This is a genomic window from Pseudomonas sp. BSw22131, assembly GCF_026810445.1.
Lineage (GTDB): Bacteria > Pseudomonadota > Gammaproteobacteria > Pseudomonadales > Pseudomonadaceae > Aquipseudomonas > Aquipseudomonas huanghezhanensis.
On record NZ_CP113949.1, the window covers coordinates 3878163 to 3899176 of the forward strand.

The following is a 21014-nucleotide window of genomic DNA, read 5'->3' on the forward strand; positions in this document are numbered from 1 at the left end:
TATACGGTCTTAGGAGAGATGCGTGGTGCTGGGTCGAGTGTCTCGTTTGCGCCTGTTCGATGATAGTCAGCAAAACGTGACAGCGAGCGATGCGTATCGCTTTGCTTAAGTACTAACGCTTGTCGTGTGTGCGTCGTCACATCTGTTTGACTGAATGAACTGCAGTACCGCGTTACCCAGGCAGGCTTGGCTGTATAGCCGTTCATCTGCTTCGCAGCTTAACGACAGCGGCGCAATGCGTGCTTGCGGTGCGGCGACATATTCGGACATCGCGTTGCTACCGAATGTTGCAAAGGAGCTGAAAGCGCAACCTCCATCGCACTGCCAACCCCAAACCCTGTTGGAGGCTTGTCCGCGAAGAGTCAATTTCGGTCACCGGATGCTCCCGTCTACCGTCAACAGCCTCGCGGGCAAACCGGAATGCCCACTCGCTCCAACAATCATGCGCAATAGCCACGGTCCGTTTTGCAAGGCACAGGCAAAAATCTCTGAACACTGGCAAAATCGCGTTCAACCCCAGCGCTCACCAGGAACCGCATCATGCAGATGACCACCGACAGCTTCATCTATAACCCCTGCGACGAGGAAGAAGATGACATGGCGCTGGCATGCTGCCATGGCCTGAACGGCGACCTGTTCATGCTGGCGCGCTTCCCCGACGAGGACGAAGTCGACATCACCTTTCGCGACGGCACCGTCCACGTCGACGAGAAAATCATCGTGACCTTCAGTGCCACCCGCCTGCTGCTGGAAATATCTGCCAAAGACGCGACTGCGCTCGGCGGCGACAGCATCTACGAAATCACCCACAGCACGCCGGAGAGCGAGCTGGCCGATCTGGCGCAAACGCTGCGCATCATCCTCCAGGACGTAGGCACATTTGTGAGCGAAGTGGGTTAAGGGCTACGCGCATTCCTTGTAGGATCTGACAAGCCCGACGAGGCTCCGGGGTCGCGCTCGACCGATGCGGTCTGTCTGACCCACCGCGATCGCAGCCTCGCTCGGGCTCGTCAGCGCCTACAGGTTTCATATCTGTCAGACAATTCACAGCTTTGCGACACCATTCCCTGAATTTCCTGCAAAAGTCCCCTTCCCCGTTAGTCGCCAGCCCCTGGATGGATTAAAGTAACGCCCCCAGCGTCGGCGCCGTTTTGGCGCTGCTGCGAACCCTGCCAGGAACCGTCACCGATGGAACATCGTGAAGCGTTGATCGCGCTGCGAACCTTTCTCTCAACACAGATTCTCGGGCAGGAGAAACTGGTTGAGCGACTCCTGATCGCCCTGCTCGCAGATGGCCACATGCTGGTCGAGGGTGCACCGGGGCTGGCCAAGACCAAAGCGATCAAAGAGCTGGCAGAAGGCATCGAGGCACAGTTCCACCGCATTCAGTTCACTCCCGACCTGCTCCCCGCCGACATCACCGGCACTGAAATCTACCGCCCGGAAACCGGCAGCTTCGTCTTCCAACAAGGGCCGATCTTCCACAATCTGGTCCTCGCCGACGAAATCAACCGTGCGCCAGCCAAAGTGCAATCAGCGCTGCTCGAAGCCATGGCCGAGCGCCAGGTGAGTGTCGGACGCAGCACCTACGACCTGTCGCCGCTGTTTCTGGTGATGGCGACGCAAAACCCTATCGAGCAGGAAGGCACCTATCCGCTGCCCGAAGCCCAGCTCGACCGCTTCCTGATGCACGTCAAGATCGGCTTTCCGGACGCATCGGTGGAGCGCAAGATTCTCGCGCAGGCCCGCGGCGAGGCACTCAATGGCGAGACCAAGCCTGAACGCCGTGTCAGCCAGCAAGCCATTTTTGCCGCACGCAAGGAAATCCTCGGTCTGTACATGGCCGATGCGGTGGAGGAATACCTGGTGCAACTAGTGATGGCGACCCGCACCCCGGCCAAATTCGACCCTGAGCTGGCCGAGTGGATTGCCTACGGCGCCAGCCCACGCGGCTCAATCTCTCTGGACCGCTGCGCCCGCGCTCACGCCTGGCTGGCAGGTCGAGACTTCGTAAGCCCCGAAGACATTCAGGCAGTGCTGTTCGATGTCCTGCGCCATCGGGTGATCCTGTCGTTTGAAGCCGAAGCGGCGGGCGTTGATCAGGACAAAGTGATTCAACGTATTCTCGACGTCGTTGCCGTCGCCTGACCCATGCAGCCCTATCTGATCTCCCAACCGGGTATTCGCGTCAGCCTCGCCGAGCTGATCGAAATGCGCCATCGCGTGCGGGAGGTTCAGCTTTTTTCGACCCCCAGCCGCCGCAGCCCGCTGATCGGCCTGCACCATTCCAAGCTGCGCGGGCGCGGTGTGGATTTTGATCAGGTGCGCGTGTACCAGGCCGGCGACGACGTGCGCACCATTGACTGGCGCGTCACCGCACGCACTCAGGAGCCGCACACAAAATTGTTTCACGAGGAGCGCGAGCGGCCAATCTTCATCATGGTCGAGCAAAGCCGCCGGCTGTTTTTCGGCTCCGGGCTGGTGTTCAAATCGGTCATGGCCGCACAAGCTGCTGCACTGGTGGGCTGGGCGGCGCTGGGGCACAACGACCGCGTCGGCGGGCTGGTGTTTGGCGACAACGAGCATTACGAGATAAAACCCCGACGCAGCAAACAAAGCCTGTTGCAGCTGCTCAACCGTCTGGTGCGGGTCAATCAGTCGTTGCACACCGAAGCGGTGGCTGACCGCGATACGTTCGGCATCGCCCTGCGGCGTGCCCGCGAAGTGCTGAGGCCGGGCAGTCTGGCGATCATTTTGTGCGACGAGCGGGCGTTGTCCGATTCGGCCGAACAACAACTGTCGCTGCTGTCACGCCACTGCGACCTGCTGTTACTGCCCATTTCCGACCCCCTCGATCACGCCCTGCCCGCAGCGGGCCTGCTGCGTTTTACCGAGCGCGGCGCGCAACTGGAACTCGACACGTTAAACCCCGAGCTGCGACAGACATACCGTGCCCAGGGTGAAGCCCGAGTGGCGCGCTGGGAACGGCTGGCCCAAAAACTTCGGGTACTGATGATGCCGCTGAGCACTCAGCGCGAGATGGTCGAGCAACTGCGCGAATACCTTAATGCGCAGCATCCGGTGAAGCAGAAATGAACCCGCTGGATCAGCTACAGCCCTTGGTCCCTCCGCAGGCGGTGAGCGCGTGGCCCCCAGCTCCCGGCTGGTGGCTGCTGCTGGTGCTGATTCCAGCGCTGATCTATGGCGTGTGGCGCGCTCGGCATTTGCTGCCGAGCAAGGCCCGCACTGCAAAAGTCGAACAGCCCCTCGATCCGCTGCGTCAAGCCGCACTCGAAGAACTGGCACGCATGCCCAAACCCTACGACGGCGCGCCGGCCGGTGCCTGGTTGCAGCAAATCAACGGCCTGCTCAAACGCCTGTGCCGCAACCACTACCCCTACAGCCAGAGCCACACCCTCAACGGCCGCAAATGGCTGGCATTTCTGGACAATCGCTGCCCGGCTGCCGGCCTGACACGGTGGATGATCCTCGTCGAAGGCGCCTACAAGCCCGAGTGCAAACTCGATGACAAAGCCATCAACGGTCTGACGCAATCGGTCGAGACCTGGATTCGCAAGCATGTTTGAGTTCGCCTGGCCCTGGGTCTTTCTGGCCCTGCCATTGCCGTGGGTCATGCGCTTGCTGCTGCCGCCCGCCGACAGCGGAGAAGCCGCGCTCAAGGTCAGCTTCCTCAATGAACTCGAAGGCATGGCCGGACGCCGTGCCCGCGCCAATCTGCCGGGCTGGCGTCGGCAATTGCCGTTTATCTGCCTATGGCTACTGCTGCTGGCGGCCGCCGCGCGCCCGCAATGGCTGGGAGACCCACTGCCGATTGCCGCCAGCGGCCGGGATTTGCTGGTGGCCGTGGACGTTTCAGGGTCGATGGACTATCCCGACATGACCTGGAAAAACGACGAAGTCAGCCGCCTGACGCTGGTCAAAATGCTGATGGGCGACTTTCTCGAACATCGCGAGGGCGACCGCGTCGGACTTATCCTGTTTGGCAGCCAGGCTTATCTGCAAGCGCCGTTGACCTTCGACCGGCACACGGTGCGGGTCTGGCTGGACGAGGCACGTATCGGCATCGCCGGTAAAAACACCGCGATTGGCGACGCGATTGGCCTGGCCCTCAAACGCCTGCGCCTGCGTCCGGCGCAGAGCCGCGTGCTGATCCTGATCACCGACGGCGCCAACAACGGGGGACAGATCGATCCCGCCACCGCAGCACGATTGGCCGCCCAGGAAGGCGTCAAGATCTACCCGATCGGCATTGGCGCCGACCCCGACAAAGGTGCCGCCAGTGTGCTTGGGCTCAATCCGACGCTGGACCTGGACGAAGCCTCGCTCAAAGAACTGGCCAACATCTCCGGTGGCCAGTACTTCCGGGCGCGCGATGGCGTGCAACTGGCAAAAATCGGCGAAGCGCTCGACGAACTGGAGCCTGTGGCGCAACAGCCTACCCAGGCTCGCCCCGCGCTGTCCTTGTATCACTGGCCTTTGGGCACTGCCCTGCTGCTGAGCGTGGTGCTGGTGATTCACGAGCGCTGGCCGAACAATGCGCTTTATCGGCTGTTGTCGCGCCGACCTGCGCTGAAAGTCTCGCCGAGCTGGCGACAGCGCTTCAAGCTGCTGTGGAGGCGTCGATGATGGCGCTGTGGCCACATTGGTTTCGTCCGGGCTGGCTGGTGATCTTGCCGCTGCTGGGCTGGCTGCTCTGGCGGCTGTGGAACCGACAAAAACGCATTGGTCGCTGGCAGATGATTCTGCCCGTGGCGTTTCACTCCGTGCTGCTCAATGGCGGCAGTGGGCGCGACAGCAAATTGCCCTGGATCGCCTTGAGTTTTGGCTGGGCGCTGGGGCTGTTGGCGCTGCTCGGCCCAAGCTGGCAGCGCGTCGAACAGACCAGCCAGAGACCGGTGGACCCGTTGGTGGTGATGCTGGAACTGACCCCGGAAATGCTCGCCACCGACAGCCCTCCCACCCGGCTCGAACAGGCCCGGCGAAAAATCATGGACTTGCTGCAGGCACGCAGCGACTCGCAAACCGCGATCATCGTCTACGCAGGCAGCGCGCACACGCTCGTCCCGCTTTCAGACGATCTGGCCACCAGTAAAAACCTGCTGGATGCAATCAAACCGTCGATCATGCCCGAGAGCGGTCAACGGGCTGATCTGGCCGTGAAGAAAGCCCTTCAGTTGCTCAAACAAGGCGCGTTGGGCAAGGGCCGTTTGTTGCTGATTGGCGGCTCGCTGACCGAGCAGGAACGTCAGGGCATTCGTCTTGCCATGAGCGATCACTCCCAACCATTGCTCATTCTGGGCGTAGGCACGGCCGAAGGCGCACCGGTCGCCCAGGAAAAAGGCGGGTTCCTCAAAGACGCCCAAGGCGCCATCCTGCTGCCACGCCTGGACAGCGCCAGCCTCAAGGATTTCGCCGAGCAATTTAACGGCCGCTACAGCGCCTTGCGCATGGACGATCAGGACCTGGCCGAACTTGGCCTGCTGGACAGCCCGAAAAAGCTGCGCAGCGACGGCCAGGTAGTACAGCTCGACACCTGGGCCGATCAGGGTTACTGGCTGTTGTTGCCATTATTGTTACTGGCCGCGTGCGCCGGTCGGCGCGGCTGGGTGTTGTGCCTGCCGCTCCTGTTCATGCTGCCGCAAAACAGTTATGCGTTCGACTTCAGGGACCTCTGGCAGCGTCCCGATCAACAGGGCCAGCGCTTGCTTGAGCGGCACCGGCCGCTCGAGGCCGCACGGCATTTCGAGGACCCGCAATGGCAAGGCATCGCGCTTTACGAAGCGGGTGACTATGCCGGCGCCGCCCAGCGTTTCGCCCAGGGCAGCAGTGCAACCGACCACTACAATCGCGCCAACGCCCTGGCCAAAAGCGGTGAACTGGACGCCGCACTTGATGCCTACGATCAGGCGCTGGACCGGCAACCTGACTTTCCTGCCGCCATCGCCAACCGCGCGCTGGTGCAGAAAATGCGTGAGCAGAACACACAGCCCACGGTCGAAGACAACGACCAGGGCAAGACCGAAGGTGACGACGATGGCGATAACCCGCGCAGCGGAGCCGTCGACGACCACAAAAGCCAGCAGACACCGCCTCAGGCCGGTGAGGAAAACAGCCCCGGCAGCCAGCAACAGGTTTCAGGCGGCAACGAGACACCCGGTTCGCCGCTGGACGATGAAGATACCACCCGCGCCCCCGGCAAGCCCGCCGACGGCACATTGAGCGGCGAGCAAAAACAGGCCCTCGAGCAATGGCTGCGGCAGATCCCGGACGAACCCGGAGAATTGCTGCGGCGTAAATTCTGGTACGAACAACAGCTGCATCAGGAAAAGACCCGATGAGTCGTCTACACAGGTTGGTGATCGCTTGGCTGCTGTGCCTCTTCGCGTTGTCGACACAGGCCGAAACGCCAGCGCCTGCGTTGCTTGCCAGCGTGGACCGTACGCGGCTCAATAGCGGGGAAACCGTCGAGCTGACCCTCGAATCCAATGACCCTACGCTGTTTGGCAAACCGGACCTCAGCGTGCTTGATGCTGATTTCGAGGTTCAGGGCACCCGTCAGGTCAATCGCTCGACCACGCTGGACGGGACGGCCCAGGCCACTACTCGCTGGCAGATAACCTTGATGCCCAGGCGCAGCGGCTCGCTGGTGATCCCCGAACTGCAACTGGGCGAAATGAAAAGCACACCCATCACCCTGCAAGTGATGGACGTCGCGCCCGCCAGCAACCCGCAAGAGGCGCAACTGGCGCCAGTGTTCATCGAGGTCAGCCTTGATCAACCCACTGTCTACGTTCAGGCGCAGGCCATCCTGACGCTACGGATCTACCATTCAGTGTCGCTGTTCGATGACAGCAACCTGATCCCGCTACAGATCCCCGACACGCGAATAGAAAAATTGGGCGATACCCGCACCTACGAAAAGCTCATCAATAACGTTCGCCACGGTGTGATCGAGATGCGCTATGCGCTTTACCCCCAGAAGAGCGGCGATCTGGTGATCCCGCCTCAGGCCTTCAGTGCCACGTTGGTTCAGGACCTGCCCGCGCCAACCGCGAGCCAAGGTCAGGGGCAAACCAGCGACGTCAATACGTTGGGCCCAAAACCCGGCAAATTGCTACGCGTGACCTCGGAGCCGCTGACGCTGACCGTCAAGCCACAGCCGGCCAACTACCCGGCGAACACCCCGTGGTTGCCGGCGCGCAGCGTCAATCTGACTGAAAGCTGGAGCCCGGAACCCGGCCACAGCCAGGTAGGCGATTCGCTGACCCGCACCTTGACGCTGAAGGTCGAAGGCTTGTCCAGCGCGCAATTGCCACCGCTGCCCGCCACAAACGTGAGTGCGCTGCGGCGCTACCCCGATCAGCCGCAACTGGCCAATCTCGCCAGCGAACGAGGCCTGATCGGCACCCGTGAGGAGCGTGAAGCGCTGGTGCCCAATCGTGCCGGCTCCATTGATTTGCCAACGGTAGACATCGTCTGGTGGAACACCCATGAAGATCACCTCGAACACAGCTCTTTGCCCGCTCGCACCTTGCAGATCAGCAACAATCCGACGTTGGCAGTGGACATGCCTGTCAACGACAACGGTGGCTTGGTAGTCATCGGGCCGCCGGTCTGGCCGTGGCAACTGGCGACCGTGCTGCTCAGTTTCACAACGCTGCTGGGGTTCGGGCTGTGGTGGCGGGCACGCTGGCAACCGGCGCTGGCCCGAGTGGCACAAGCCGGTCCCAGCCCGCGTTCGGTGCTGGACGACCTCAAACGCGCCAGCCTTGCCAACGATCCGCACGCGACCCGTCAAGCCTTGGACGCGTGGGCGCGGCAGCAACCGGAAACCCTGGCCGACATGGCCGCGCGCTTCATTCCGCTATCAGACGCACTGGATGGCCTGAACGGCGCGCTGTACAGCGAAACCGGAAAACTATGGCTGGGTGAAGACCTGTGGCGGGCCGTCAAAGCGCTGCCTGCCATCGAACGCCCTCATGACCCCAGCGGCGACAACAGCCTGCCGCCGTTGTATCCGAAGTAAGAAAACGTGGTCCGTGAATCATCGCGGTCCCTGCAGGAGCGAACTTGTTCGCGATGCAATATGACTGATACACCGCGCTGACCTTCTCGCCAACAAGTTGGCTCCTACAGAATCAGCTGCCTGATCGCACTTAAACAAGGACCCCTGATGCGTCTGTTCCACACCTCCGACTGGCACCTCGGCCAGAACCTTCATGGCCAGGAACGAGACTTTGAACACGCAAGCTTCCTCACCTGGCTGCTGGCGCGTCTGGCCGAACGCACGCCGGATGTACTGCTGATCGCGGGTGACATCTTCGACACCGTCAACCCGCCGGTCAAAGCCCAGGAGCGCCTGTATGATTTCATCGTCAACGCCCATGAGCAGCAGCCCAAACTGACCATCGTCATGATCGCCGGCAACCATGACTCCGGCTCGCGCATCGAACTGCCCGCGCCGTTGATGCGCCGCTTGCGCACCCACGCCCTGGGCCGTGTGCTGTGGCTGGACGACGGCACCCTCGATGTCGAGCGCCTGTTGCTGCCGCTGCCCGATGCCAAAGGCAAAATCCGCGCATGGTGCCTGGCCCTGCCCTTTTTGCGCCCTGCCGAAGTCACGGGCCTGGCCCTGGGCGACAACTACCTGCGCGGCATCGGTCGCGTTCACGAAATGCTGATAGAAGCGGCCAACCTCAAGCGTGAACCGGGCCAGGCCCTGATCGCCATCAGCCACGCGCACATGGCCGGGGGCTCGGTGTCCGAAGAGTCCGAGCGCAGCCTGATCATCGGCAACGCCGAAGCCCTGCCCGCCAGCCTGTTTGGCGAGAGCATCACGTACGTTGCCCTCGGCCATCTGCACAAGCCGCAGCGGGTGAACGGTGAAGATCGCATTCGTTACAGCGGGTCGCCCATCCCACTGTCATTTTCGGAAATCGGCTACCAGCACCAGATCCTCGAGATCAACTGCAAAGGCGACAAGCTGACCAGCGTCGACACCCTGCTCATCCCGCGTGCCGTCAACCTGCAACGCGTCGGCACCGCGCCCTTGGCCGAACTGCTGGTGCAGCTCAAAGACCTGCCGGACATCGACCTGCTCGCCGACATCGACCGCCAACCCTGGCTGGAAGTGCGCGTGCGTCTGGACGAGCCGCAGCCAGACCTGCGCAATCAGATCGAGCTGGCCCTGCAAGGCAAAGCCGTCCGGCTGGTGCGGATCGCCGCCGAATACGCCGGCAAGGGCGCCAATGGCCGGGATGACGATGGCGAGGGCTTGATCGAGCTGGATCAACTCAGCCCTCAGGAATTGTTCAGCCGCGCCTGGCTCGACAGCTATGGCAACGAGGTCGACGAGCAGACGCTCAAGGACTTTGCCGAGCTGTTGCAGGACGTCCAGCTGGAGAGCGAACAGCCATGAAAATTCTTGCCATCCGCCTGAAGAACCTCGCCTCGCTGGCCGGGCCGTTTGAACTCGACTTTACCGCCGAGCCCTTGGCCAGCGCTGGCTTGTTTGCGATTACCGGGCCGACCGGCGCAGGCAAAAGTACGCTGCTGGATGCGCTGTGCCTGGCGCTGTTCGGGGCGATTCCGCGCTTGAATAATGTGGGTCAATCGAAAGTCCCGGAGATCGATGGCGACATCGGCACCAGTGACCCGCGCAATCTGCTGCGTCGTGGCACTGGCAGCGGTTACGCCGAGGTGGATTTTGTCGGCATCGACAAGCGCCGTTACCGTGCGCGCTGGGAAACCAACCGCGCCCGCGACAACGCCAGCAAAAAGCTGCAAGCGAGCCGCCAGACGCTGACCGATCTGGACAGCGAGCAAATCCTCAGCCAGAACAAGACCGACTACAAACCGTTGCTCGAAGCGCGGCTGGGGCTGAATTTCGAGCAGTTCACCCGCGCGGTGATGTTGGCGCAGAGTGAGTTCAGCGCTTTCCTCAGGGCTGACGACCGGGAGCGCAGCGAGCTGCTGGAAAAGCTCACCGACACCGCGATCTACAGCCAGCTTGGCCGCCGCGCCTACAGCAAGGCCAGCGAAGCGAAGAAAGCCTGCGACGACCTGAACCTGCTGGCAACGGGCGTCATTCCCATGGAGCCTGAGCAACGCACCGACCTCGAACAGCGCTTCAACGACGCACAGCAACAGCTGAAACTTCATCAAACGCAGCAGCGCCAGCTGGAGCTCAAACAGCAATGGCTGACTGAGTTGCAGCGTCTTCGCGATCAACATCTGAGCGCCACCGAGCAACTGAACAGCGCGCAACAAACCTGGGACAACCACGCCACGCAGCGCCACATGCTCGGGCAACTGGAGCGCCTGGCGCCGCAGCGCCACCTGTTTGCCCTGCGCACGCGACTAGACGGGCAAATCACGCCGCTCAAGGGGCTGATCGAGCAACACGCACAGCGACAAACCGAATTGCACACCCATCAGGCAGCGCTGGAAGAGACTCAACAGGCGGCTCAACGCGGACTGGTCAGCGCGCAGGAACAACAGACGGCTGCCGCACCCCTGCTGCGTCAGGCATTTGATCAGCAAAGCAACCTCACTCACCTGAACGACGCGTTGCAGGATGTCCGCCAGCAGGCGCATGCCGCCGAGCAGGCCAGCGTTCAGGGCGCCGCCGCCCTTGAGCAGATGAGCGAGCAACAGCGCCAGCGTGATCAACGCCTGCACGCCATCGCCACTCAGCTTGAACACAGCGCTGTACTGGCGCCGTTGAGCCAGGCCTGGCCTGCGTATCGCCCCCGTTTGCAGCAAACCGTGAAGCTCAGCGCGCGGCTCAAACAAGGACGCGCCGAACTGCCTGCGCTGGAGCAAAGCGCCACCCGTGCCGAGCAACAGCTGACCGAGCGCCGTAGCGACCTGGACACGCTGTACAGGGAGGCGGAGGTCAAGGCCGACGCCGTCAACGAAGAGATCCAGCGCCTGGGCCAGTTGCTGCAAGACAACCGCCAGCAACACAGCGCCAGCGATGCGCTTGATCGGTTATGGCAGCGGCATCAGGACATCGATGGCCGACTGCAAAACCTTCAACTTCAACAGCATCAGGCCACTGAACGGCGAGCACAGAGCATTGCCCAGGGGCTGCAACTCAAGACCGAACACGACGCGGCAGCCCAGGCGCTGCAGGTCACTGTCGATTTACTGCAACGCCAGCGCCTGGCCCGCAGCGCCAGTGTCGAGCAACTGCGTGATCAATTGGTCGACCAGCAACCCTGCCCGGTGTGCGGCAGCCAAGAGCATCCGTATCACCAGTCGGACGTGCTGATGCAAGCGTTGTCCGGGCATGACGACAACGAGGAGAACGCGGCGCGGCTCAAGGTCAGTCAGTTGAGCGACAAGCTCACCGAACTGCGGGTCGAAGTGACCGAGCTGAATAACCAGCTCAAGCAATCCAGACCGCAAGTCGAACAGCTCGGCGAGCAGTTGCAGGCCCTCACCCCGCAGCTTGAGGCGCATGCGCTGTATCCGCGTTTGCAGGAGCAGCCGGAGCAACAACGCGGGGATTGGCTTAGCGAGCGGCTGCACACGCTGGCCCAGGACATTCTGGCCAGCGAGACGCGTCAGACCCGGTTGCTCAAGGTTCAGCAGCAGGCCGAAGCGTTGCAGCAACACGTGCAGACGGCGCGTGACGCCAGTGCTCAGGCGATGAAGTTGCTCGACGACCAACAGCGCAACATCGCCCTCGACAACCAGGCCTTCGAAGCCGAGCTGCAAGAGTTTGAAGCGTTACTGCCCGCCGAGAGTCTGCCGCTGTGGCGCGAGTCGGCCACTGAAAGCTTCATGCAACTGGACAACGACATCGCCCTGCGACTTCAGCAGCTTGATCAGCAAAAGGACGAGCAGCAGGAACACAGCGACCGCGCCAAGAAGATCGAGATGGAGCAGCTCGCCCAGCTCAATCGTCAGCAAGTGCACGAGCAGCTCAAACAGCGCCTTGAAAGCAGCCAGGCTCAGCAACTGGCCGGCCAGCAACGTTTGAGTGAGTTGCTGGGCGAACAGGCCAGCGCCGATCACTGGCAGCAGCAGCTTGAGCGCGCGGTGGAACAGGCCCGCACGGCGCAGGGTACGGCGAGCGAGCAATTGCAGCAGGCGCGTGGCGAGTTGATCAAACTGGCCGCCGAACTGGACGCCGAGCGCCAGCGGCTGCAAGGCATTGAGCGGGAAGTGTCCGAACTCGATCAGCAAGTCCTGGCGTGGCGCAGCGCTCACCCCGAGCTGGACGATGCGGCGCTGGACACCTTGCTCGGGTGTGACGAGGACGCCGTCAGCCAGTTGCGCCAGCAATTGCAGCACAGCGAGAAAGCCCTCGAACAATCCCGTGTGCTGGTGCAGGAACGTGAAGCGCAGGTGCAGCAGCATCAGGCGCAGCACAGTGATGTTGGCGATGCCGAGCAATTGGCGGCGGCGCTGCAAGACGCGCAGACGCAGGCAGCCATGCACGAACAACAGTGTGCGCAACTGCGCGCGCAATTGAGCGAAGACGACCGTCGACGCACTGCCAACAGCGAATTGCAGGCGCGCATCACGCAGGCGACAGCCGAATATCAGCGCTGGGGACGTCTCAACGCCCTGATTGGCTCGGCCACTGGCGACACATTCCGCAAAATCGCGCAGGCCTATAACCTCGACCTGCTGGTGCACCATGCCAACACGCAACTCAAGCAACTGGTGCGCCGCTATCGTCTGAAACGCGGGGGCAGCATGCTCGGCCTGCTGGTGATGGACACCGAAATGGGCGACGAACTGCGCTCGGTGCATTCGTTGTCCGGTGGCGAGACGTTTCTGGTATCGCTGGCGCTGGCCCTCGGGCTGGCCTCGATGGCGTCCAGCACGCTGAAAATCGAATCGCTGTTCATCGACGAAGGCTTTGGCAGCCTCGACCCGGAATCACTGCAACTGGCGATGGATGCGCTGGACGGTTTGCAGGCTCAAGGCCGTAAAGTCGGGGTGATTTCCCACGTGCAGGAAATGCATGAACGCATCCCGGTGCAGATTCAGGTGCGTCGCCAAGGCAACGGCCTTAGCACTGTTGAGGTCAATAACGGATAATCCGGATTTTTGTCAGGCACCCGACGCCTCAATGTGACGGGTGCAACGCAATACCCACCGCGCGATTCGTCGCGCAGAACCAAAGAGAAAGGTAATTTCATGTCCAACTCAAAAGTATTTTTCGACATCACTGCCAACGACGAGCCTATGGGCCGCATCGTCATGGAACTGCGCAACGACGTGGTGCCGAAAACCGCTGAAAACTTCCGTGCCCTGTGCACTGGCGAAGTGGACGGCCTGACCTACAAAGGCTCGTCTTTCCACCGTGTGATCAACGACTTCATGCTGCAAGGCGGTGATTTCACCAACCACAACGGTACTGGCGGCAAGTCGATCTACGGCGAAAAATTCAAAGACGAAAACTTCGATCTCAAGCACACCGAGCCAGGCGACCTGTCCATGGCCAACGCCGGCCCAAACACCAACGGCAGCCAATTCTTCATCACCACCATCGTCACCAGCTGGCTGGATGGCAAACACGTGGTGTTCGGTAAAGTCGTCGAAGGCATGGAAGTCGTCCGCGCCATCGAAGCCTTGGGCTCGCAGTCCGGCCGCACCAGCAAGAAAGTCACCATCGCCGATTGCGGCGAGCTGACCGAAGCCTGATTCAGTGTCGGTGATCGCTGCTGACCGCGCGGCACCGACGCTCTACTCGTTTCGTCGTTGCCCTTACGCCATGCGAGCGCGCATGGCGATAAGGGTTTCGGGGTGCGAGGTGCAGACCGTCGAAGTCAGTCTGAAAGACAAGCCGGCCGAGATGCTCAAGCGCTCGCCAAAGGGCACGGTCCCCGTGCTGGTACTCGCCGACCAAGTGCTGGAACAAAGCCTGGACATCATGCACTGGGCATTGGCGCAACAGGATCCCGAGGACTGGCTGCTACACGGCAACCCCGATGCACAACGGCAGATCGCCGAACTCATCGCGCAAAACGATGAGGACTTCAAAGTTAACCTTGATCGCTATAAATACGCGGTGAGATACCCGGAGTGTTCCCAGGATGAATACCGAGCGCGAGGCGAAGTATTTCTGAGTGACCTGGAACGTCGGCTTGAGTTACATCCCTTTCTTGTCACCGACCGCCTGACGCTGGCGGATGTTGCGTTGGCGCCGTTCGTTCGGCAGTTTTGCTCGGTTGATCCCCAGTGGTTCTGGCAGAGCCCATATCCGAAGCTGCGCGAGTGGTTAACCAGGTTTCTGGAGTCCGCACTGTTTATTGAAACGATGCAGAAACACCCCGCCTCGTAAGCTAAAACCCCGCCCCCCTGTAGGAGCGCACGAGCAACGCGAGGCCGCGATGGGCTGCGCAGCGGCCCTAAAACCAGACACCCCCGGAAAACCTGACACACCGCATATGCAGGATTTACTGCCGGTATCCGCCAGATCGCGAACACGTTCACGCCTACAGACCTTGGCAGAACCAAAAGCAAAAGCGAGCGAGCCTGCCGATAACCGATAAGGCCGATCACTACCTGCACCTGACCACCACTCTCAAAACCCGTGCAAAAAAATCCCCATCGCTTATTCAGCAGACGGGGATCAAGGGGAGGGAATCAACGCTTTCGCGAACAAGCTCGTCTTGCATTTGGCACATGGCCTGACACGTACGGGTCAGAGGTCGTACCAACCTGCTAAAGACGAAGTTGCTCGCGAAAGCGTTTAAACATCAGTGGTGTTTGAAACTAAACACATGATTCGGAAAATTCATTCCCCGGTATCGTCAGTCACGCTAACGGGGAATGAATTTACGTCGAAAGTTCCATTCATTACTGAGTCTTATGATCCAGCGCGGCGTAGAAGTTGGCACTTTGTTGCAGATACTTCGGCGTGTAAGTCTGGGTCGAGCTGATTTTTTTATCGGCCACATCAACACTGGCATTGGCAGGCAAAGCAACAGTGGCGGAGATGGCAGACGCGGCGATGATGGAGAAGATATTGAAATTCATGCTGTGTACCCCGGTGCAGTGTGTCGATTCAAGTCTTGACCGTCTTGGCCGTGAATTGAAAGTACGCCCGAGGCACTTACAGCAGAAATGTTTTGTAGCACTAGCCCTTATCAATTTAATTAATACATCGCTCCAGCCCGTACAAATGAAGGGCTGGAGGATTTTTCAGGCACTCACTTGGAGGTCAGAAAGTGCAGGTCTGAGGGTGAGTCGAAGTCCAGGGTCTGAACCGTTTCGCCCAAAAGGCCAGTTTTCGGGTCCACGCGGACCGTCACGATCTGGTTGCTTTTCTGATTGGCGATCAGCACGAAATGCCCACTCGGGTCAAAGCTGAACTCCCTGGGCTCCTTGCCTTCAACCGAGCGGCGCTGGATTTCTTTCAACTGTCCGGTGGACTGATTGATGCTGAACACCAGCAGTTCGTTCACAGCGCCCCGGTTGGCGACATAGAGAAACTTGCCGTCAGGTGAAGTGTGCAAGCCACCTGCGGCACGCTGTTGCTGACCTTCGCCCTTGGCCAGATCAACCAGTTGCGTGCGTTTGAAGGTGCCATCGCGGTAATCGAACACCGCCACTTGCGCATTCATTTCAGTGGTCAGCCAGGCGTGTTTGCCGTCTTTGCTGAACAGCAGATGCCGGGGGCCGCTGCCCGCTGGCAAGTCCACCGAAGGAATCGTCGCTGGCTGCAATGGCTGCGTTTTCTTGCCGTCGTAGGCGTACACGAACAACTTGTCGGCGCCCAGATCGCTGGCGATCACGTACTTGCCATCCGGTGAAGAAACAGCCGAGTGAACATGGGATGAGGCCTGACGCTCAGGATTCACGTTGCTGGCAGGATGAGTGCTGGTCTGGACGACCTCAGACAACGTGCCGTCCTTGCCCACTGGCATGACAGCGAACACGCCACCCGGATCGGGTTTGACGGCGTAGTTGGCGATGAACAGGAAACGACCGTCGTTGCTCAGGCTCGAATGCGTAGGCTCTTCGCCCTTGCTCTCGACCTGATTGATGAAGGACACAACGTGGGTTTTGGGATCAATCGAGAAACTGCTGACCCTGCCCACCACATCGGTCTGACCGGGGCCGTTTTCGTTCACGGCGTACAAGCGGCGCTGGTCTTTGGAAAGCGTGAGCCACGAAGGGTTCTCGCTTTTGATCACCTGACGCGGCGTGGCGTCAAGCTTGCCGGTAGTAGCGTCGAAGCCGAAACGATAAATGCCTTCGCTGGCACCCGCCGTGTAAGACCCCACCAACAGGTCGTATTCGGTCATCGTTTTGGCCTGAAGAGGAAATGCGCTGATGCTGCTGGCCATCAGCAGCCAAGGCAGAATTTTACGAGTCATGGGCAGTTCTCTTTGTCGATTGTTTGCCGTTGATTCATCGCTGAACTTCATCGCTGAACACGGAGATCTTGGGTATGACAGCCTATAGCGGCCCGGAGTTGCCTGAGGTGTTTCGGTACGTTACAGGAGCGCGCTTGCCCGCGAATCTCAGTGTGTCAAACGACATGGCTGGTTCCGACACGGCGCCATCGCAGGCAAGCGCGCTCCTACAATGAGAGCTACTCAATCCTGCTCTTCATCATCCTCATCACGGGCCGCGAACGCGCTCATGGTGACAATCCGGTGATCGGCATTACCGTCGTTGATGACCCAGCTTTGCAGGGCCTCATCGAAGCGGGATGCGCCGATTTGCGCCTGGGTAAAGCGCCAGACCTTGCGTTCGCGGCCGTCCATGCTTTCGATGTTCAACTGCTCCTCTGTCAGGGTGAACTCGAAGGCGTGCAGGCCGTCGATTTCCAGCATGTCGGACGTTTGCAGCGCAGCGAGCAGATTTTCAGGCGTTGTGGTCATGGCAGTCATTCGAGTAAGTGAAAGAGCGAATGATAGGCGAAAAGACGCCTGCATGTGGCCGCAGGCGTCGGTCGTGCAGGTTTCGGACGATCAGTCGTGGGTGGTTTCGCGCACGTAAAAACGCTTGGGAATGCCCCAGACGATCAGCGCAACCGCCAGCACGCTCACGGCGCACAGCGCAAACAGCGCAGGCGTTGCAGTCCCGGTGAGGTCTTTGATGCGGCCCACCATGAACGGCGCAATGATGCCGCCGAGCTGGCCCAGCGAGTTGATCAGGGCGATGCCCGCCGCTGCCGCAAGACCTGTCAGAAAGCGCGGCGGGATGGTCCAGAAGATCGGCATCCAGGCGATGATCCCGGTCATGATCATGGTCATGCCGATCATCAACGGCAGCAACTGCCCCGGAAACAGCGCACACACCAGATACCCCGCCGCTGTCAGCGTGGCGCAACTTGCCATGTGCCAGCGCCGCTCGCCGTGACGGTCGGAGCTGGCGCCAATCAGCAGGTTGCCGATCACCGCGCCGACGTACGGAATAACGGTCAACAGACCAATGTCCAGCGTGTCGGCCACCCCTGCGCTTTTGATCAGTTGCGGCATCCAGAACAGTAAACCTGTCAGGGCCATCACCAGGCACAGGTAAATGCCGGACATCACGTAGGTGGTCGGTTCCTTCCAGACGTCTTTGAAGGTTTGCGGGGTCTCGGGGCTGGACTCCTTGGCCATGCGGTCCAGCACCACTTGTTTTTCCTGGGTGCTGAGCCAGGTTGCATCCTGAATGCGGTCTTTGACCAGCCAGAACACCACGCCGCCCAACAACACCGAAGGGACGCCTTCCAGCAGAAACAACCAACGCCAGCCGGCCATGCCCATCACACCGTCGAAATGACCGAGGATCAGGCCGGCAATCGGCCCGCCGACGATGCCGCACAGGCAGATCGAACTCTTGAAATAGGAGTTGACCCGCGCACGTCGTGTGCTCGGGTACCACTGGGTGAAGAAGTACAGCACGCCAGGGACGAAGCCGGCCTCCATCACACCAATCAAAAACCGCAGCGTGTAGAACCAGAACTCGGTCTGCACGAACATCATGCAGGCCGATGCAATGCCCCAGGACACCATGATCCGTGCTATCCAGATGCGCGCGCCGATCTTGTGCAGGAGGATGTTGCTGGGCACTTCAAAGAGGAAGTAACCCACAAAGAACAGGCTCGCACCCAGGCCGTAGACCGTTTCGCTGAACCCCAGGTCGCTCGCCATTTGCAGTTTGGCGAAGCTGATATTGACGCGGTCCAGGTAGGCGAACAGGAAGCAGGCGATAAACAGCGGCACGATGCGCCAACTGACCTTGCGATAAATGGCTGCTTCTACCGCGTCGGCATCGACGTGTCCGATCGGGATGGCAGTGGTGGTCATGGGCGCACCTCGTTTGTTTTTATGGGGTGTCTGGTGAATCAGAACTGCACTGAACCTGTAGGAGCTTGCCCGCGATCAATGTTCCGGGCGAAAAGTGTCACAGGGAGACCGCAATCGCGGGCAAGCGCGCTCCTACAAACCCGGGACTTAAAGCTGGGTGATCCCGCCTGGCTGGAACACGGCTTCGGTCGCAGCAATACCGTTCACCAGCGGCGCACCAAACTCGGCCTGACTGATTTCGAAGCGATCGCCCGGTTGAGTTTTGATGCCATCAGCAAATGACAGCGTCGCGGTGCCGAAGAAATGCACATGCACGTCCCCTGCGCGCAGAAACTGGGCGTACTTGAAGTGGTGATATTCGAGGTTTTCCAGGCTGTGGCACATGTTGCCCTCACCGCTCAGGAATTCCTTTTCCCACAGCACTTCGCCGTCGCGCAGGATGCGGCTGGTGCCCGCCAGATGCTGCGGCAGATCGCCGACGCGCAGTTCCGGACCAAAGCTGCAGGCGCGCAATTTTGAATGCGCCAGGTACAGGTAATTCTTGCGCTCCATGACGTGGTCAGAGAACTCGTTGCCGATGGCGTAACCCAGTCGATAAGGCTTGCCGTCATGGCCGATCACGTACAGGCCGCTCAGCTCGGGCTCTTCGCCAGCGTCTTCGGAAAACGGCGGCTGCGGGAAGGACTCTCCCGGGCGGATGACGATGCTGCCGTCACCTTTATAGAACCACTCCGGCTGCACGCCCGCGTGACCAGCCGCTGGCTTGCCGCCTTCAAGGCCCCATTTGAAGATGCGCATGGTGTCGGTCATCCCCGCTTCGTCACCTGCGTGCTGGTGCATCTTGTCGCGGGCCGACGCGCTGCCGAGGTGGGTCAAACCGGTGCCGCTTACCAACACATGGGCAGGGTCGGGATGGTCCAGCGGTGGCAGAATCTGCAGGTTTGCGCGCAGTCGCGAGTAGTCGTGATCGTCGCCCAGTCCGAGGCTGTCGACCTGTTCGGCCAGGGAGATTTTTTTATCGATGGCTGCCAGTGCCAGCTCACGGGTGCTGGTTGCGCCCTGTATCTCACGCACCAGCGCGCCGTCCACCAGACCGACGCGACGTTCACCACTGCTCAATTCGAACTGTACTAAATGCATGGGGTTCTCCTTTTTGAAATTTTCCACGACTCTGCAGGAGCCAAGTTGTTGGCCAGCAAATCGCGCAGTGTCATTGCGCACGCTTCGCGAATGAATTCGCGCCTACAGGTTTTGCATCAATGTCCAAAATATCCACGCCCCTTGTAGGAGCGCGCTTGCCCGCGATAACGATCTATCTAAATCCTCTTCATGTCTGACGCACCGCCTTCGCGGGCAAGCGCGCTCCTACAGGAAAACGACGCAGGCTCTTCAGCGAGAACGCGCACTCGCGGCAAATTGTGACTCGGGCAACACATGCTTGCGCTCAAGCACCCGGTACACGATCCCGGTCAGGACCAGTCCGAACACCATCACGCATGAGAGGAAATACAGGCCGCTTGCCAGATTGCCGGTGATTTCTTTCAGCCAGCCGATTACAAACGGGCCGATGTAACCGCCCAGATTGCCCACCGAGTTGATCAACGCAATGCCGGCCGCCGCACTGGCGCCTGCAAAGAAGCGGCCCGGCAAGGTCCAGAAAATAGCTGTGCAGGAAAACAGCGAAAACGCCACCAGGCACAAAGCACCCAGTTGCAGCACCGGCATCGTCAAATAGGCACTGAAAAACAGACCTATGGCGCCGATCACATACAGCACCGCCAGATGCCCATAACGGTCGTTCAGGCGATCAGAGCTGCGCGGCACAATCAGCAAACCGATGATCCCGAAAATGTACGGCACCGAAGATACGAAGCCTGTCACCAGATCCGTACCGCCGAACTGTTTGATCAGCGTCGGCAACCACAGGCCCAACCCGTAAATGCTCAGCGTCACAGGCAGGTAAAAGAGCGCGAGCAGCAACACGCGTTTGTCTTTCAAGGCGTGCAGCGGGTTGCCATGACGGGTCTGGCCGTAGGCTTCGAGGTCTTTTTTAAGCTCGCCAGCCAGCCACTCCTTTTCTACCGGGTCCATCCACTTGACGTTTTTGGGGCCGTCCGGCAGCCAGCGCAGCACCGGCCAGGTCAGCAGAATCGCCGGGGCGCCGATGCACAGGAACAACCACTGCCAGCCATGCAGACCACCAACCCCTTCCATGCCCAGCAGGCCACCGGAAATCGGCCCGGTGATCATCATGGCGATGGGTTGCGAAAGGATGAACAGCCCCAGGATCTTGCCGCGATGGCGCACCGGAAACCACTGGGTGATGTAGTACAGAACACCGGGAAAGAAGCCCGCCTCGGCGGCGCCCAGCAAAAAGCGCATCACGTAGAAGCTGGTCGGCCCGGAAATGAAGGCCATGCCCATGGTGATCGCGCCCCAGGTGAGCATGATTCGCGCAAACCAGCGTCGAGCGCCGAAGCGTTCGAGCATCAGGTTGCTGGGGATTTCAAGGAGGAAGTAACCAATGAAGAACAGACCCGCACCCAGACCGTATGCAGCGTCGCCGATGCCGACGTCGGCGCCCATGTGCAGTTTGGCGAAACCGACGGCCGAACGGTCCACGTAAGCGATGAGATAGAGCAGGATCAGAAAGGGAATAAGTTTCAGGGTAATGCGTCGAATAAGCCTGAGTTCCTGGCTCATGTGTGCGTTCTCCATGTT

17 protein-coding genes are annotated in these 21014 nt (G+C 60.4%); 11 read left to right on the forward strand and 6 right to left on the reverse strand.

Annotation, left to right across the window (positions count from 1 at the left end; translation table 11 throughout):
• Positions 1-540 precede the first annotated feature (540 nt).
• The 11 genes from OYW20_RS17375 to OYW20_RS17425 all read left to right on the forward strand — a co-directional run bounded on the left by OYW20_RS17375 (position 541) and on the right by OYW20_RS17425 (position 14326).
• Positions 541-900 (forward strand): hypothetical protein, encoded by a 360-nt coding sequence (locus OYW20_RS17375; protein ID WP_268797173.1) that lies wholly within the window; start codon positions 541-543, stop codon positions 898-900.
• 288 nt (positions 901-1188) lie between these two features.
• Positions 1189-2148, forward strand: coding sequence for an AAA family ATPase (locus tag OYW20_RS17380; protein WP_268797174.1), 960 nt, complete (start codon positions 1189-1191; stop codon positions 2146-2148).
• A gap of 3 nt (positions 2149-2151) precedes the next feature.
• Complete coding sequence (locus OYW20_RS17385) at positions 2152-3096, forward strand: DUF58 domain-containing protein (protein WP_268797175.1); 945 nt, start codon at positions 2152-2154, stop codon at positions 3094-3096.
• Positions 3093-3587, forward strand: a complete 495-nt coding sequence (locus OYW20_RS17390) for a DUF4381 domain-containing protein (RefSeq protein ID WP_268797176.1) — start codon at positions 3093-3095, stop codon at positions 3585-3587. Before OYW20_RS17385 ends, OYW20_RS17390 begins: the two co-directional genes overlap by 4 nt.
• On the forward strand, positions 3580-4647 hold the full coding sequence (locus OYW20_RS17395) for a vWA domain-containing protein (RefSeq protein ID WP_268797177.1): 1068 nt from the start codon (positions 3580-3582) through the stop codon (positions 4645-4647). The genes OYW20_RS17390 and OYW20_RS17395 overlap by 8 nt, the downstream gene beginning before the upstream one ends.
• Positions 4644-6359: a VWA domain-containing protein gene (locus OYW20_RS17400; protein ID WP_268797178.1), complete on the forward strand. Its 1716-nt coding sequence runs from the start codon at positions 4644-4646 to the stop codon at positions 6357-6359. Before OYW20_RS17395 ends, OYW20_RS17400 begins: the two co-directional genes overlap by 4 nt.
• The gene (locus OYW20_RS17405) at positions 6356-8047 is read left to right on the forward strand and encodes a BatD family protein (RefSeq protein ID WP_268797179.1); all 1692 of its coding nucleotides are present in this window, start codon (positions 6356-6358) and stop codon (positions 8045-8047) included. The genes OYW20_RS17400 and OYW20_RS17405 overlap by 4 nt, the downstream gene beginning before the upstream one ends.
• A gap of 147 nt (positions 8048-8194) precedes the next feature.
• Positions 8195-9439, forward strand: coding sequence for an exonuclease SbcCD subunit D C-terminal domain-containing protein (locus tag OYW20_RS17410; protein ID WP_268797180.1), 1245 nt, complete (start codon positions 8195-8197; stop codon positions 9437-9439).
• Positions 9436-13080 (forward strand): AAA family ATPase, encoded by a 3645-nt coding sequence (locus tag OYW20_RS17415; RefSeq protein ID WP_268797181.1) that lies wholly within the window; start codon positions 9436-9438, stop codon positions 13078-13080. The genes OYW20_RS17410 and OYW20_RS17415 overlap by 4 nt, the downstream gene beginning before the upstream one ends.
• Positions 13081-13179: 99 nt before the next feature.
• Complete coding sequence (locus OYW20_RS17420) at positions 13180-13686, forward strand: peptidylprolyl isomerase (protein WP_268797182.1); 507 nt, start codon at positions 13180-13182, stop codon at positions 13684-13686.
• A 70-nt stretch (positions 13687-13756) separates the two neighbouring features.
• Positions 13757-14326: a glutathione S-transferase gene (locus tag OYW20_RS17425; protein ID WP_268801171.1), complete on the forward strand. Its 570-nt coding sequence runs from the start codon at positions 13757-13759 to the stop codon at positions 14324-14326.
• A gap of 518 nt (positions 14327-14844) precedes the next feature.
• Here the strand turns inward: OYW20_RS17425 and OYW20_RS17430 are convergent.
• From OYW20_RS17430 to OYW20_RS17455, 6 genes are all read right to left on the reverse strand, one after another.
• Positions 14845-15024, reverse strand: coding sequence for a hypothetical protein (locus OYW20_RS17430; RefSeq protein ID WP_268797183.1), 180 nt, complete (start codon positions 15022-15024; stop codon positions 14845-14847).
• A 173-nt stretch (positions 15025-15197) separates the two neighbouring features.
• Positions 15198-16367 carry a lactonase family protein gene (locus tag OYW20_RS17435; RefSeq protein WP_268797184.1) on the reverse strand — a complete coding sequence of 390 codons (1170 nt, stop codon included), beginning with the start codon at positions 16365-16367 and terminating at the stop codon, positions 15198-15200.
• 222 nt (positions 16368-16589) lie between these two features.
• Positions 16590-16877, reverse strand: a complete 288-nt coding sequence (locus OYW20_RS17440) for a DUF5629 family protein (RefSeq protein ID WP_268797185.1) — start codon at positions 16875-16877, stop codon at positions 16590-16592.
• Positions 16878-16967: 90 nt separating this feature from the next.
• Positions 16968-18293: an MFS transporter gene (locus tag OYW20_RS17445; protein WP_268797186.1), complete on the reverse strand. Its 1326-nt coding sequence runs from the start codon at positions 18291-18293 to the stop codon at positions 16968-16970.
• A 147-nt stretch (positions 18294-18440) separates the two neighbouring features.
• A complete protein-coding gene (araD1, locus tag OYW20_RS17450; protein ID WP_268797187.1) occupies positions 18441-19433 on the reverse strand; it encodes an AraD1 family protein in 993 nt (330 codons plus the stop codon).
• A gap of 249 nt (positions 19434-19682) precedes the next feature.
• Positions 19683-20996 carry an MFS transporter gene (locus tag OYW20_RS17455; RefSeq protein WP_268797188.1) on the reverse strand — a complete coding sequence of 438 codons (1314 nt, stop codon included), beginning with the start codon at positions 20994-20996 and terminating at the stop codon, positions 19683-19685.
• Between the last annotated feature and the right edge of the window lie 18 nt (positions 20997-21014).

Excerpts from the sequence above, each read along its gene's own strand:
- OYW20_RS17385 (WP_268797175.1), top strand. The coding sequence starts at position 2,152 with ATGCAGCCCTATCTGATCTCCCAACCGGGTATTCGCGTCAGCCTCGCC.
- OYW20_RS17455 (WP_268797188.1), bottom strand. The coding sequence starts at position 20,996 with ATGAGCCAGGAACTCAGGCTTATTCGACGCATTACCCTGAAACTTATT.
- OYW20_RS17425 (WP_268801171.1), top strand. The coding sequence starts at position 13,757 with ATGCGAGCGCGCATGGCGATAAGGGTTTCGGGGTGCGAGGTGCAGACC.
- OYW20_RS17420 (WP_268797182.1), top strand. The coding sequence starts at position 13,180 with ATGTCCAACTCAAAAGTATTTTTCGACATCACTGCCAACGACGAGCCT.
- OYW20_RS17410 (WP_268797180.1), top strand. The coding sequence starts at position 8,195 with ATGCGTCTGTTCCACACCTCCGACTGGCACCTCGGCCAGAACCTTCAT.
- OYW20_RS17390 (WP_268797176.1), top strand. The coding sequence starts at position 3,093 with ATGAACCCGCTGGATCAGCTACAGCCCTTGGTCCCTCCGCAGGCGGTG.
- OYW20_RS17445 (WP_268797186.1), bottom strand. The coding sequence starts at position 18,293 with ATGACCACCACTGCCATCCCGATCGGACACGTCGATGCCGACGCGGTA.
- OYW20_RS17405 (WP_268797179.1), top strand. The coding sequence starts at position 6,356 with ATGAGTCGTCTACACAGGTTGGTGATCGCTTGGCTGCTGTGCCTCTTC.
- OYW20_RS17375 (WP_268797173.1), top strand. The coding sequence starts at position 541 with ATGCAGATGACCACCGACAGCTTCATCTATAACCCCTGCGACGAGGAA.
- OYW20_RS17430 (WP_268797183.1), bottom strand. The coding sequence starts at position 15,024 with ATGAATTTCAATATCTTCTCCATCATCGCCGCGTCTGCCATCTCCGCC.
- OYW20_RS17380 (WP_268797174.1), top strand. The coding sequence starts at position 1,189 with ATGGAACATCGTGAAGCGTTGATCGCGCTGCGAACCTTTCTCTCAACA.
- OYW20_RS17415 (WP_268797181.1), top strand. The coding sequence starts at position 9,436 with ATGAAAATTCTTGCCATCCGCCTGAAGAACCTCGCCTCGCTGGCCGGG.
- araD1 (WP_268797187.1), bottom strand. The coding sequence starts at position 19,433 with ATGCATTTAGTACAGTTCGAATTGAGCAGTGGTGAACGTCGCGTCGGT.
- OYW20_RS17435 (WP_268797184.1), bottom strand. The coding sequence starts at position 16,367 with ATGACTCGTAAAATTCTGCCTTGGCTGCTGATGGCCAGCAGCATCAGC.
- OYW20_RS17400 (WP_268797178.1), top strand. The coding sequence starts at position 4,644 with ATGATGGCGCTGTGGCCACATTGGTTTCGTCCGGGCTGGCTGGTGATC.
- OYW20_RS17395 (WP_268797177.1), top strand. The coding sequence starts at position 3,580 with ATGTTTGAGTTCGCCTGGCCCTGGGTCTTTCTGGCCCTGCCATTGCCG.
- OYW20_RS17440 (WP_268797185.1), bottom strand. The coding sequence starts at position 16,877 with ATGACCACAACGCCTGAAAATCTGCTCGCTGCGCTGCAAACGTCCGAC.